This is a genomic window from Amycolatopsis sp. NBC_01286, assembly GCF_035982555.1.
Lineage (GTDB): Bacteria > Actinomycetota > Actinomycetes > Mycobacteriales > Pseudonocardiaceae > Amycolatopsis.
In genome coordinates, this window is the sequence record NZ_CP108428.1 from 2,324,614 (window position 1) to 2,338,001 (window position 13,388).

The following is a 13,388-nucleotide window of genomic DNA, read 5'->3' on the forward strand; positions in this document are numbered from 1 at the left end:
CGCGCTAATGCCGCGGGTACCGCTCGATCCACCGGTCGCCGAGCGCGCTCAGCGCCGAGTGCCGGTCGAAGTGCCAGTAGGCGTCCGAAGCCACGTTCTCGACCAGGTAGCGCAGCTCCAGCTGGTCGACCCACTTCTGCGGCAGCCCGGGGATGCCGGTCCGCGCGCCGAGCAGGGCGCCGGCGATCGCGCCGGTGAGCGCGCTGCGGCCGGAGTGGTTGACCGCGCGCAGCAGCGCCTGCTCCGGGTAGTTCTCGAAGCCGGACAACGCCGCGAAAGCGCGTCCGAGCACCGAGAGCGTGCCCTTGCCGTCGCCGATCAGCTCCGGCATCCGCAGGTCGGGCAGGCCGTGCTCGCCGAAGAACGGCACCGACTCGGCGACCATCTCCTTGATCTCGGTCCACTCCGGACCCTGCTGGAACTGGTTGTCCGGGTTGAGGATCTCCCGGCCGAGGTTCCAGATCGGGAAGCTGAACGCGTCCTTGGTCAGCGCCTGCTCGAACAGCCAGGTCAGGTAGGTCGCGGCGGCCAGGTCGGGCTCGCCGGGGTGGGTGACGCCGGCCATCGCGCGCACGGCCTGGCGCGCGCCGCCGCTGAACCCGCTGCCGGGACCGGCCATGGTGAGCGCGGCGGGCAACGCGGGGAGCAGCGCGGCCGGGCCGGACAGCGGCGTGCCCCCGGCCCCGGTGGCGAGCTGGTGGTAGGCGTTGAGCTCGGCGTCGTCGGCGTCGCGGCGGGCGTGCAGGTCGGTGACCTGCACGAGCCAGCCGTCCGGGTGATCCAGCGGCGCGCCCTGCGTCTTCAGCCAGCGCTGCAGCGCGCCGCGGGTGACGTCGGGGAGCAGCTGCTCGGCCTCGCGGGACTCCGGCTGCTCGCGGTGCGGGCTGCGGATCACGGCCTCGGTGTAGAACAGCAGCCGCTGCGTCAGCGAGCCGATCCGGCCCGGCTGGTCGAACGCCGGGAGCAGGTCGGAGACGCCCTCGATGCCGTACTTCGCGTGGATGTCGTGGAGCGGCATCCGGTCGACCGCGGCGCCGAGCGCCTCGCCGAGTGCGAAGCCGACGAACGCGCCGGTGACGCGCTGCCAGCCGTAGCGGAATCCGTCGAGGTCCCGTTCGAAGTACTTGCCGAACGTGTCCAGCCGCGGCACCGGGCGCCCGTCGTTGTCGTACGCCGGCGCCAGGCCGTTCGCGCGCAGGTCGTTGGGCTTGCTGCGCGGCGGCTCCGGCATGGTCATCCGCTTCAGCCACGACTCGCCGAGCACGGTCTTCGCGCACTCCTCGGCGGTGAGCTCGTAGCCGCGCTTGCGGGCCCGCTCGGCCGCGGCGAGCGGCGGCTTCACCGGCGTCGGCAGTGCCATCCGCGACGCGGTGTCGGCGGCGACGCGGATCAGATCCTCCTCGGCCTCCGGGCAGCGGCCGTGGACGTCGATGCGCGGCTCGTGCCGCGGGAACCGCTTGACGATCTGGGCGAGCTCGTTGCTGGAGACGTCTTCGATGGTCGTCGGGCCGCCGTTGATCACCAGGTTAGGCGGGTGCTCGAACTCGGCCAGCGTGGCGACGTCGACCCGCCACCAGCCGTGCTCGCGCGGGGGCAGGTGCCGCGTCGAGCTGAAGACCTTGAGCTCGTTGCGCTCCTCGGCGAAGTAGAACCGGTCCGTCTTGCCCGTCTCCAGGTCGAGCGGCACGAACACCTCGCACCGGATCAGCCCGATGAGCAGCAGCTCCCGCGTCAGCCAGCCGACGCTGGCGAACGACAGCAGCGTCTCGAGCGTGTTCTCCGGCTTCGGGTAGCCACGGCGGATCGGCCCGGCCTTGTACTCCGGGTTCTCGCGCTCTTCGCCGGTCTGGTTGCCGTCGGCGTCGACCTTCACCCAGCCGGCGACGGCCTGCAGCGGCACGCCCAGCTCGCCGAGCCCGGCCTTCACGTACTCGGGGTCGACGACCTCGCGCCAGTTCTCCTGCCCGGGGAACGCCACCGGGACCGAGAGCCCGCCGGGGTGCGGGTGCGCCTGGCGCAGCTCGCCGTCCGGCTCGCGCACCACCACCGACGGCGGCGGGAAGATCTCCTTGTCCGGCCGGCCCTCGTCGAGGAACGCGATCGTGTTGTAGGGCACCGACCAGCCTTCGGGGATGCGCAGCACCTTCTCGGTGTCCACCCGCAGCCCGGCGGGACCGGAGACGTCCGGGCCGTGCACCGCGCGCAGCCACTGGCCGACCTTGGCAATCGCTTCCGCCGCTTCCACCTACTCGATCCTCTCCAGGCTTCCGTCGGACTCGTGCTCGGCGATCGTCTTCGGCAGCACGTAGGCCACCGCGCCTCCCGGCAGGTTCGCCCACGGCACCGTGATGCCGGTGATCACGTGCACGGGGCGTCTCAGCCGGTAACTCCGCTGCACCCGTTCGCGTTCGAGTGGCAGCGACGTCGTGGCGAACCGTACCTCCCCGTGGTGAACGAGGTTGCCGGGTTCCTCGCCGAAGCGCAGCACGACCGTACCCGCCACCAGCCGGGTGATGCGCTTGTTGCGGAGCAGGGTGAGGGGAGGCTCACCCGGGGCCGGGTGCACCGGCCAGTCGGCCAGCTCCCGAGCCGTTTCCAACGGTGTTTCGTGGCCGGCAGTCATCCGGGCGGGGTGCAGCAGCAACGCGCCCAGGAGCTGCTGCGCGGCGTCCTCGAGCCGGCCGAAGTGCTTCGGCTCGCGGGGCGCGCCGTCGGCGTACGCCGCGACCTCCCAGCCGTCCGGCGTGTAGTTGAGGCACCACGTGCCGTCCGCGCGGTCGCCGACGCGGTACGCCTCGGGCCACACCCCGTGTTCCCCGAGCCGTTGCACCAGGACGGTCAGCAGCTCTTCGTCGTCCAGCGACGGGTCCGGCGTGGTCTCCAGCGCCGCGACGACGTCACCGCCGGTCGTCTTGCCGTCGGTGCGCCCCGGTTTCGGCCGCGGCTTCCCCAGCAGGTCCGCCTCGGCGGTCCGCCGGACCAGCGGCTCGACGTACGGCGGCTGGAAGTGGTGGCGCCGGATGTGCGCGACCAGGTCCGGTTCGGGCGGCAGGCCGAACTCGGCGAGCAGCCGCGGCACGGCCGCGGACCAGATCCAGGTGCCGTCGGAGTGGAAACCCTCGGTCACGACGGCTTCGCGCTCCAGGTACTGCAGCACGAGCGGCGCCTCGGTGTCGGTCAGCAGCGGCCGGTCGGTCTCCGGGCCGCCGACGTCCGCGATCCGGAAGACGACGCCCAGCGGTAGCTGCGCGCGGATCCGCCACCAGTCCGGGACGTGCTCGTCGGGCCGCGGGAACTCACCGAGCTCCTCGGGGAACGCCGTCGCCTCCGGCGGGTCCGTCCACACGGGCTCGTCGTCGAGCGCGAAGTCGAAGTCGAAGGTGCCGTCGGGCGCGAGCGTGAACCGCGCCTGCAGCCAGGTCCCGCGCTCCTCGGTGTACATCCCCTGCCGCAGCCGCCCGAAGAGGTCGGCCAGCCCGTCCGGCGTCGCGGCGTTGTGCCCCTCGACCTCGACGTGCTTCCCGACCTGCCGGAAGTCCACGACGGCCGGCCGTCCGGCGTCGGCCCGGTGCTCGCGCAGGAGCTTTCCCAGCTGCACCAGGAGGGCGCGCTGCTCATCGGGCGAAAGTCGTTGTTCCACGTGAATCATTGCCTCGGGTAACGCGGCTTGGCTTCGAACGTCGGCGCCTCACCGGCCGCACGACGGGTGGCTTCGTCTTCCCACATCTTGAAGGTCCGCTTGTAGATCGACTGGACCAGTGCGGACTCCTGCGGCTCCAACCGTCGGCTCTCCCGTTTCCTCGCCTGCTCGTAGAGCCCGCCCACCGTCTCGTAAAGCGCGAAGATCGGCCCGTCGCCGGTCAGGTGGAAGTCCCGTTCACGCTCGGTCTCCTGGACGAATCGTTCTTCCTTGAAGGGACCGTCGATGTTCGATTCGGTGGTCGACCAGATGACCTCGCGGATATGGCTGCTGTCCTGGACGAAGAAGCCGCTCTGCAGGTCGAGTAGGAAGCCGACCAGGCCGCCGTCGGGCGTGGCGTCGATCCGGTAGGTCCGGGAGTAGTACTTGTAGAACATCGGGGTCTGGAAGGCCATCAGCCGCTCTCCTCGGATGTCAGTCCCCGCCGGAACGCTTCTTCGAAACGGCCTCGGACCTGCTCGGTCAACGCCGCGTCGAGCGCCGCTTCTTCGGGCGACAGGATGCCGTCGCGCCCTTCCTTCCTGCTGAAGGTCTCGAAGTCACGACGCACCTCGTAGAGCGCGTGTTCGTACGACGCCACCTCGTCGATGTGCGTCAGGTGCAACCGCAGTTCGGCGACGTGCCCGTTCGGCAGCCGCACGTTGAGCTGCAGGTCCCGGTAGCCACTGCCCTTCGGCTCGGCCAGCCGGTCGGTGAAGTCGACGATCGTCAGCTCGGGGTCGTTGCGCACCGCGTCCAGCGCGCGGTACATGTCCGCCACCCGCTCGAACTGGATCTTCGCACCGACGAGGTCGTGCAGCTTCCCGCCGTTCCAACCGTGCTTCTCGATCTTGGCCAGAGCGCGTACGTCGTCCTTGGGCTCCGGCCGGAACCCCGCGTGACCGTCGGTCTCACCCGCGATCCGCTCGGTGATGCGGTTCAGCGTGCCCTGGGTTTCGGGCCAGCGCTCGCGTTCCTCGGCGACCCATTGCCGGCAGTACTCCGGATCTCCCGCCCTGCCGAGGTCGAAACTCTCGTGCAGCCGCAACCCCCGGTCGACATCCGTGGCGATCGCCGCGACGTCGGCAGAGATCTCCGCCTGCTCCGGAGTCGGGTCGAACGGCTCGACCCCCTGGTGCTCGACGTCGTCGACCACGCTGTACCCGCGCTCGTTCACCTCGCGGACGGCGTCCTCCAGGATCGGGATCGCCTCGGGGTGCTTGAGCAGGCTGGCCAGCGTCTTCGGGTTGTCGAGCAGCGAGCGCGTCAGGTAGTCGTTGGCCGGATCGGTGAGCACCCGCACCAGATCGGGGTGCTCGCCGAGGTGGGCGCGGATGTAGTCGGCGTCCGGGTGGCCGTCGAGCGCCGCGGCGACGTCGTCGCGGGCCAGGAAACCGTCTTCGGAAATGCCGTAGCCGCCGTGGGTTTCGGTGTGCACGTGCTCGGTCTGGACGTGTTCGGTGCCCGGCGTCCCGACGTGCAGCAGCTTGATGTCCTTCGGCGGGTGCGGCAGGTGCATCAGGTCGCCGGACTGCGGGTCGATGAACGCGACGCCCTCGCGGGTGTGCACGACCATCGCGACGTGCCCGTACTCGACGCCGTTGGGGCCCTCGTACTTCACCGCGACCACGGCGTGGTGGTCCACCGGCCGTTCGCGCATCTCGCGGATGACGTCGTCGTAGCTCGCGCGATCGGAGAACGTCTCGCCGAACCGGCTCTCGATGTGCTCGAGCGTGCCGCGGGTGCCCATCTCGTGCAGCGGGATCGGCTCGGCCGTCGCGTCGCCGCCGTGCAGCCGGTCCCAGTACGCCTCGGGGCCGCGGGTGCAGTTGGAGACGTAGCCGTTCTCCAGCGCGCCCGGCTCGTGGAAGCCCGGATTGACTTCGCGCAGGTGCGGATGGCGGTCCTGGACGTAGGCCGCGCGCTCCGCCGGCGTCGCCGCGCCGGCGTGGATGGCCGGCTCGGCGGGCGGGTTGGTCGCGCGCGCCAGCGACGAGTAGTCCGGTTGTGGTGCTGTTTCGACGTGCTCAGCCGGGCTGTCGAGGACGTCGCTGACCTTCGGCTGCTCCGGCTGGTGGTGCTCCAGGACCGGCTCGTTGAGGCCGCCCAGGCGTTCGGCGATCGACTCCTGCTTGCGCCGGTCGAACTCGGCCGCGTTGTGCTCGTTCTCGGCGCGCCGCTCGGCCATCTTCCGCTGCGCGGCCTCGGGGTCGAGGTAGCGCGGGTGGCCGGGCCCGATCTCCTCGGCCTCGACGACCCACTTGCGGCGCCCCTCTGGCGTGATCTCGAGCCGCTTGTCGTGCACCAGCAGCTGCGTCCCGGGCGGCGACAGCGACTCGCGCTCACCCGGGTTCTCGGCGAGCTTCGAGATGTCGCGGACGTTGTCCGACCGGACGTGCAGCTCGACGTCGTCGCCGAACTTCGACGTCGAGAGCTCGCCGGTCTTGATGGACGCGCTGGAGAACGCGGGCTCGACGACCACCGCGCCCGGCTCGTACGGCCCGGCGACCAGCTCGGCCAGCCGCGGATCGCCGCCGACGTCGATGCCGCGGACGGTCTCGCCGGACGTCCGCGGCACCTGGCCGAGGCCGTCGACGATCGCGCGGGTGTTCTCCTGCGCGAGGTCGAACCCGGGGTGACCGGGGCCGCGGCGCAGGGCGTCGTTGACGTCGTAGGCGTACTCGCCGCGGGTGTAGCCGTGGACCGCGACGGCACCCTCGTCGGTCAGCGGCAGCCCGGCGGCGTCCCGGCGGGCGAGCGCGCGGTCGTGGACGTCCTGGTAGACGCCGTCGTCGCCGACGGCCCGGCGGATGCTCTCGTGGTCGGCCGGGGTGGCGTGGTGCTCGCCGTCGAAGAGGTAGCTCTCGTCGTGCGGCACGCGCTCGGGCGTGGGGTTGAGCCGATCCGCGATCTCCGGCGCGTGGTGTGGCGCCGCGTCTCCGCCGCCCAGCGGCATCTCGTGGATCCCGGTGGCGTCGTGCGGCAGCTCGGCCAGACGGCCGGTGACCGGATCGGCGAAGACGACACCGTGCTCGGTGTGCACGCCGGCGACCAGGTGCGTCTCGCCGCCGGCTTCGAAGGCCACGGCCGTCCGCGCGCCGACCGGACGTTCGCCCAGGTCACGGGCGACGTCGCCGAAGCCGTCCCGGCCGTGCCACTGCCCGCCGAGCTGGTCGCTGACGTGCGCGGGGCCCTGGTTCGTGCCCGGCCCGGCGACGACGTCTTCGCCGTTCATCCGCCGTTCGAAGGCGACCATCGACTCGGCGGAGTTGGTCCGGAAGCCGCCTTCGAGCGCGTCCGGGCCGTAGTGGTTGCGCGTGTTGACCGCGGCGAGCTCGGGAACGGCGTCCCGGACGAGCCGCGCGTGCTGCTGCGGGCTCTCGACGGACCCGGCGTGCAGCACGGGCGCACCACCCGGCGTGAGCGGCTCGGCGAGCCGCGACCAGCCACCGTCGGGCTCCCGCGTCGCCGGCACCCGCCGCTCGGGCGCGGGCGGCTCGGCGTCGTCCCCGCCAAGCAGCTTGAACAGGTTGCCGCTCGGCTTGAGCTCGGGGTGTTCGGCGTAGAACTTCTCGGTCTCGGCGTCGGCCTCACGCTGAAACCGCTCGTCGTCGGCCCGCTCCTGCGCCCGCCGCTCGTCGACCGCACGCTGGGCGTCGCCGTCCCCGAGGTACCGCGGATCACCGGCGGTGACCTCCTCGGCGTGCACGACCCATTGCGGCTGGTCCATGGTGCCGCCGGAGCCGTGGACGTAGTCGGGGTGCTCCGGGTGGCCCGGACCCTTCTCGATACTCGTGATCTCGAACTGCGACCCGGCCTTGAACAAAACCTCGCGTTCGCGCCCGATGCTGGCCATGGACTCGACGTCCCGGCCGGTCTTGGAGTCGATCCGCATCTCGACCTCGCCGGGAAAGATGCTCCGCGGGTGCTCGCCGTCGATCTTCGACGAGCTGAGGAACGACGGCTCGGTGATGTGCGCACCCTCGTGGAACCGCCCGAGGAAGGCCTGGACCCGCGCAGGATCGCCCTGGAAGTCGATCCGCCGAGAGACGGTGCCGACATGCGGCGGCATCTCGTTCAACCCGGAAACAAGCGCCCCGGCTTGCGGAGCGAGGTCCGCAAGCTCCGGGCTGCCGAACCGCAGGGCCCGATTGAGCGGCCCGACCATCTCGTGCCGCGTGTAGGCGTGCACGGCGAAGGCCCCGTCGTCGGACATGCCGGGATGGAACTCGTCGCGCTTGAGAAGCGCCTCGCGCCGGACCTGCTCGTGCCGCCACTCACCGGTCTCGGAGCTTTGACGCCCAGAGTCGATGAAGGTGTCCTCGATCCGCCGAACCCCAGCGGGACCATCGGTGTGAAACCGCTCATCGGTCAGGTAGGGCTCATCAGCGCGCCCCTGCTGCAGTCCCTGCACAGCCGAGTCGTCGCCGCCACTGTGCTGTTCGGCAGGCGCCTGCTCAGCGGGCGGTTGCTCAGCGGGGTGCTCTGCAGTCGGCTGCTCGGCGGAGTGTTCAGCGGGTGGTTGCTCCGCGGGGTGCTCGCCGGGCGTTTGCTCGGCGGAGTGCTCCGCGGGAGCGTGCTCAGCAGGTGCCTGCTCGGTGGGCCTTTGCTCGGAGCGTGCCTGCTCAGCGGAGCGTTCGGCGGGCGGTCGCTCCGCGGGGTGCTCGCCGGGCGGTTGTTCATCGGTGTGCTCGCCCGGCGGTTGATCCGCGGGTGCATGCTCCGCGGGCCCTTGCTCAGAGCGTGCCTGTTCGGCAACTGCCTGCTCAGCGGCATGCGATTGCTGGCCGGAGCGCTCAGTCGGTACCTGCTCGCCCGGCCGTTCCTCGGCGGTCGCCCGCTCACCACCGGGCTGCCCGGCCGCCAGTTCAGCAGGCCGTTCAGCCGCACGGTCCCGCTCGGCGGCCGACGGTTCGGCGGGGCGCTCGACCGCAGGCGCGTGCTGCTCAGCCACGCGGTCGGGAGTGGCCGATTGCTCGTCGACGGGCTGCCGGACCGCCCGCTCGGCAGGATCAGCTGCGTGGCCACGCGTGGCCGGCGCCGCCTCAGCGGCGTGTTCCCGGGCAGTCGCCTGTTCGACCGGTCGCTGAAGAGGGGTCGGTTCCGCCGGACGCGCAGGCTGAGCCGGTCCGGCGAACCGCTCCGTCGCCGGCGCGACGGGCGGTCGCGAAGCTTGGTCAGCCGGACGATGCACCGGCGGCTGCTCCGGGGCGCGATCCACCGGCCGAGGCTGCTCGAAAGCCCTGGGCGGCTGATTGTGCGGACCGCGCGGAAGATTCTCCTGCGGCGGCCCGAAGCGCGGCGGCGGCACCACACGCGGATCATGCGGCGACATCGGCGGCCGCCCACCAGGCGGCGGTGACGGCATCGAAGGCCGCCCACCCGGCCCCTGCGGCCCCCGCGGCTGGTTCGGATACCCCGCAGGACGCTGCCCACCCTGCGACGGCCACCCACCCGGCGGCATCCGCCGAGGATCATTCGGATGCGGCCCACCCTGCGACGGATGCCCCTGCGGAGGCAGCCCCCCATGAGACGGCGGCCCCGAACGCCCACCCTGCGCCGGCCCCCCACCCTGCGGACCCTGCGACGGCAGCCCACCTTGCCGCGGCAGCCCACCCGGCGTCGACGGCCCTCCATGCAACGGCTGTCCACCCTGCGGCGGCTGCCCACTGTGCGGAGCCTGTCCACCCTGCGGCGGCTGCCCACTGTGCGGAGCCTGTCCGCCCTGTTGCGGCTGCCCGCCACGCGGCGCTTGCCCACTGCGCGACGACTGCTGACCCTGCGACGACTGCTGACCCTGCGACGGCTGGCCGCCACCACTGTGCGGCGGCTGTCCGCTGTGCGGCGCTTGCCCGCCGTGCGACGGCTGTCCGCCTTGCTGCGGTTGCCCACCCTGCGGCGGCCATCCACTGTGCAGACCCTGCCCACCGTGCGGCGGCAGCCCGCTCTGCTGCGCCCGCCCGCTGTGCGGAGCCTGCTCACCGTGGGAGGTCGGCCCACCCTGGATCGGCTGTCCACCGGGGCCGGCTTGCCCCCCGTGCTGCGCCGGTCCACCCTGCGTCGGCTGCCCACCGAGCGGTGCCTGTCCACCGTGCTGCGCCTGCCCGCCCTGCGGTGGCTGTCCACCCTGCTGGACCTGCCCAGCGTGAGGCTGTTGCCCACCGTGCGGTGCCTGCCCGATCTGCTGCGGCTGCCCTCCGTGGACTGGCTGCCCAGTCTGCGGTGATTGCCCACCATGAGGCGGCTGCCCACCTGGCTGCGGCTGTCCGCCGTGCGGGGCCTGCCCGCTGTGAGGCGGCTGGCCGCCCGGCTGCGACTGCCCACCGTGCGGGGCCTGCCCACCCTGGGGCGGCCGGCCACGTTGCGGCATCGGCGGCTGACCAGCTTGACCACCCGGCGGCATCCGGCGCGGGTCCTGCGGCGGTACTCGTCGCGGCTGCTCGTGCGGGGGTTGGCCACCTCGCGGGGGCATCGGCGGCGTCGGTCCGCCTGGGCGCTGACCCGGGCTACCCGCGCGTCCGCCCGGAGCACCGCCGCTCGGCATCCCGCCAGCCTGCGGCGTGAATCCGCCAGCCGATGGGGGCGAAATCTGCTGCGGCGCTCCACCGCCCTGGAACGGCGTTGGTCCCGCGTCCGCAGCGAGTGGCTGGTCCGGGCCGCCGGTGAACCCGGCTGCGCCGACGTTGTCCGTCGGACGTCCGCCGCTCTGCCGTCCCGGCTCGGGGCCGAATGCCGGCGGGGCCATGCCATAGCCGCCGCTCGACGAGCCGCCGGACGAGCCCCCGGCCTGCGACGGGCTGCTCGGCGAGCCGCCACTGTGCGACGGGCTGCCCGACGAGCCACCGCCGTGCGACGGACTGCTCGGCGAGCCTCCGGCCTGCGACGGGCCGCCCGAGGAATCCGCACTGTGCGAACCGCCCGACGAGCTGCCGCTGTGCGAAACCCCACCCGACGAACTCGGCATTCCGCCGCCACTCATCGGGGGCGTTGATCCACCTGCGGGTGCCTGCTGCTGGGGAGCCGGACCATCCGACGCGACTCGCTGCGCCTCGGGCTGCTGCTGTGCGACGGGCTCAGCCGCCTGACGTGCAGGACCCGGCGCATCGGGCTCCGAACGGTGCGACGCGGGTTCCGGCTCCCGCTGGGAAGCAGGTGCCTCGCCTCTCGACTCAGGCTCTTGCCGCGACTCCGACGCCGCCTCGTGCCGCGACTCCGCCTCGGAAGACGCCTCACCCCGAGACTCCGGCTCAGACGACGCCTCACTCCGCGACTCGGGCTCGGACGGCACCTCGCTCCGCGTCTCCGGTTCTGACGACGACTCCGCCCGCGGCGGCTCTTCACTCCGCGACTCCGGTTCCGACGACGAACTCGGCTCCTCCGAGCCCCGCCGCGAATCCCCGGACTCGTCGGCACCACGGGACTCACCGGATTCACCCGAGCCGCTCGGCTCGCCGGATTCACCGGTGCTGCGCGAACCCCCGGACTCGCCCGATTCACCAGAGCTGCGGGACTCCCCAGAGCTGCCCGAGCCGGAATCTCCCGAGCCCGAGCCTCCGGACTCGCCGGTCCCACGAGACTCCCCGGAGCCGGAATCCCCCGACCCCGAGTCCCCGGAGCCAGAACCCGACTCCGAATCCCTCGGGCCAGAGCCAGAGCCAGAGCCAGAACCCGACTCCGAATCTCGCGAGCCGGAGCCAGATCCCGGGTCACCAGCGCCAGTCCCAGACCCAGCGCCCCCACCCCCACCAGGCTCAGCCCGCGGAATGTTCGCCTCATGCACCGAGTGCATCTGCTCCTTGGCGCCCCCAACAGCCCCACCGACGGCCCCACTCGAAGCGCCCGTCAGCAGCTGCTCCGGCGTCAACGACCCGAGATCCCCCGTCACCGCGGCCTGACCGACCGTCTGCGCGACCCCCTCGGCAGCCCCCCGCGCCCCAGCGCGCACCGCCGCATCCGCGATCTGCCCACCAGCGCTGTGCGACAACCCCTCGGTCGCTCCACGCCCGATCGCGCCGCTACCGGCTCCGACGACACCGCCGACCGCGCCCGAGATCGCCGAATCCGTGGTCTTGGACCAGTCCCAGCTCTGGCGATCGCCCTTCGCCATCTGCAGGCCTTGAATACCCGCGTCCATGCCGAGGTTGATGGCCTCGTTCTTGAGAACCTCCATGCCGATCTTCTTGAGGCCCTGCTTGAGCAGCTTCTCCAGCAGCTCCTTCGCGACCTGCTTGAACCCCTGCTGCGCCAGCTTCTCGAGCAGCTGCCGGAACAGCATCTGCACGGTCATCCGCGTCGCGATCTGGGCCGGCGCGATGCCCGCCGTCGAGCCGCCGAACGTCACCGCCGCGGCTGCGATCATCGCCGCTATCTGGGCGGCCAGCACGATCAGCGAGATGATGATCATGTACTTCGTGTACTCGACGTCCAAGGCCGTCTGGTCGCACGAGTCGCCCAGCGCCTTCGTCGCGTCGGCCAGCTGCTTGAAGTACGCCTCGTCGCCCTCGACGAACTTCTTCCACTGCTCGACGAACGCGTCGGCGCCGTCACCCGTCCAGTTGTCGCGGATCCCGGATGCCGCCTGGTTGCCCGCGTCCGACGCGGGGCCGATCGCGGAAGACGCCGTGTGCCACGCGTCCCGCAGCGCGCGCAGCTTGGTCTCGTCGCCCTCCGGCCAGCTCTCGCCGACGACGATGGGCAGCAGCCACTTGACCGCGTCGGGCATCTCCATACCCACGGGTCATTGCCCCTTGCCGAGCTGGGACGTCACGTCTTGGTCGGCGCCCGTCAGGGCCTTCATCGACTTGTCGACGTTCTGCTGCATCCCGCGCAACCCCTGCACGAGGTTGGTGAAGCCCTCGACGGCACCCTGCGCGCCCGGCACGTAGTCCTTCGCGAACTCCTTGCCGGAGTCGTCGCCGCCCCAGCACTCGCCCTGCGCGGACAGCGCGCCCTGCAACGCCTTCAGCGCGTTGTCGAGCCCGTCCGCGGCCGTGACCAGGCCGTTCGACGCGCGCAGCACCGCGTCCGGCTCCGCGGTGAAGCCGGCTCCCCCGTCCGGCATCAGTCGCCCCTCGTCATCCAGGACGACGGCGGCTCCTCGTCCTGGTCCGCGCGCGGCGGGCGGACGCGCATGGGCGCCGGCGGGGCAGCTGGCGGCTGGTCGTTGCGCAGGATCGAGCCGTCGTCCTCGAAGGATTCGGGACGCGGCGGCTCGGGAGCTTCCTCGGCGAAGTCCGGGATCGGCGGCACCAGCCCGGCCAGCGACGGCGCGCCGTCGACCAGGTCGGCGAGGTCGGGCAGACCTTCGGTGATCGGCGCCATCAGGTCCGCGATCTTCTGCTTGACCTGCAGCGATCCCTGACGCACCAGGGTCTGGACGGTGTTCGCGAGCTGCGCGGGGGTCGTGCGCTCGAACGCGTTCGGCGAGAACTCGAGCTTCGCGAGGCTGCCGCCGGCGTCGATGGTCGCGCGGACCAGGCCGTCGGGGGACGTCACGTGCGCGGTCGTCTCCGCGGCCGCGGCCTGGGCGTCACGCAGCTGCGCCGTCTGCCGCTCGAAGTTCTCCAGGAGGGTGTCCATCTGGTCCTTCATCGCGGCATTGCGTGCCTGAAGGCGCGCACGGTCGTCGCCCGCGGTGGTCACAGGAGCCCCCGGTGTCCCTCGAACCTACTAATGACTTCCCGTCACCCTAATGCCAATGGAGCAGTCA

The 13,388-nt window shown here is 72.0% G+C and carries 8 protein-coding genes and 1 pseudogene; 2 read left to right on the plus strand and 7 right to left on the minus strand.

Going from position 1 to position 13,388, the window contains the following annotated elements:
* Positions 1–4: 4 nt before the first annotated feature.
* The 4 genes from OG570_RS11305 to OG570_RS11320 are packed head-to-tail and all read right to left on the minus strand — an operon-like array spanning position 5 to position 7,895.
* Positions 5–2,245: an ADP-ribosylglycohydrolase family protein gene (locus OG570_RS11305; RefSeq protein ID WP_326956460.1), complete on the minus strand. Its 2,241-nt coding sequence runs from the start codon at positions 2,243–2,245 to the stop codon at positions 5–7.
* Positions 2,246–3,649, minus strand: a complete 1,404-nt coding sequence (locus OG570_RS11310) for a TNT domain-containing protein (protein WP_326956461.1) — start codon at positions 3,647–3,649, stop codon at positions 2,246–2,248.
* The gene (locus OG570_RS11315; RefSeq protein ID WP_326945409.1) at positions 3,646–4,095 is read right to left on the minus strand and encodes a hypothetical protein; all 450 of its coding nucleotides are present in this window, start codon (positions 4,093–4,095) and stop codon (positions 3,646–3,648) included. The genes OG570_RS11310 and OG570_RS11315 overlap by 4 nt, the downstream gene beginning before the upstream one ends.
* Positions 4,095–7,895, minus strand: coding sequence for a toxin glutamine deamidase domain-containing protein (locus tag OG570_RS11320; RefSeq protein ID WP_326956462.1), 3,801 nt, complete (start codon positions 7,893–7,895; stop codon positions 4,095–4,097). The genes OG570_RS11315 and OG570_RS11320 overlap by 1 nt, the downstream gene beginning before the upstream one ends.
* A gap of 138 nt (positions 7,896–8,033) precedes the next feature.
* Here OG570_RS11320 and OG570_RS11325 point away from each other — a divergent pair, with 138 nt between their 5' ends.
* Both OG570_RS11325 and OG570_RS11330 read left to right on the plus strand, forming a co-directional pair.
* On the plus strand, positions 8,034–9,041 hold the full coding sequence (locus tag OG570_RS11325) for a hypothetical protein (protein ID WP_326956463.1): 1,008 nt from the start codon (positions 8,034–8,036) through the stop codon (positions 9,039–9,041).
* 273 nt (positions 9,042–9,314) lie between these two features.
* Positions 9,315–9,905: a hypothetical protein gene (locus OG570_RS11330; protein ID WP_326956464.1), complete on the plus strand. Its 591-nt coding sequence runs from the start codon at positions 9,315–9,317 to the stop codon at positions 9,903–9,905.
* Positions 9,906–11,975: 2,070 nt separating this feature from the next.
* On the opposite strand, the pseudogene OG570_RS48260 reads toward OG570_RS11330, so the two are convergent.
* The 3 genes and pseudogenes from OG570_RS48260 to OG570_RS11340 form a co-directional block, all read right to left on the minus strand.
* A pseudogene (locus OG570_RS48260) lies at positions 11,976–12,407 on the minus strand (WXG100 family type VII secretion target); the annotation flags it as partial.
* A 9-nt stretch (positions 12,408–12,416) separates the two neighbouring features.
* On the minus strand, positions 12,417–12,740 hold the full coding sequence (locus OG570_RS11335) for a WXG100 family type VII secretion target (protein ID WP_326956465.1): 324 nt from the start codon (positions 12,738–12,740) through the stop codon (positions 12,417–12,419).
* Positions 12,740–13,270: a YbaB/EbfC family nucleoid-associated protein gene (locus OG570_RS11340; RefSeq protein WP_326956466.1), complete on the minus strand. Its 531-nt coding sequence runs from the start codon at positions 13,268–13,270 to the stop codon at positions 12,740–12,742. Before OG570_RS11340 ends, OG570_RS11335 begins: the two co-directional genes overlap by 1 nt.
* Positions 13,271–13,388: the final 118 nt, after the last annotated feature.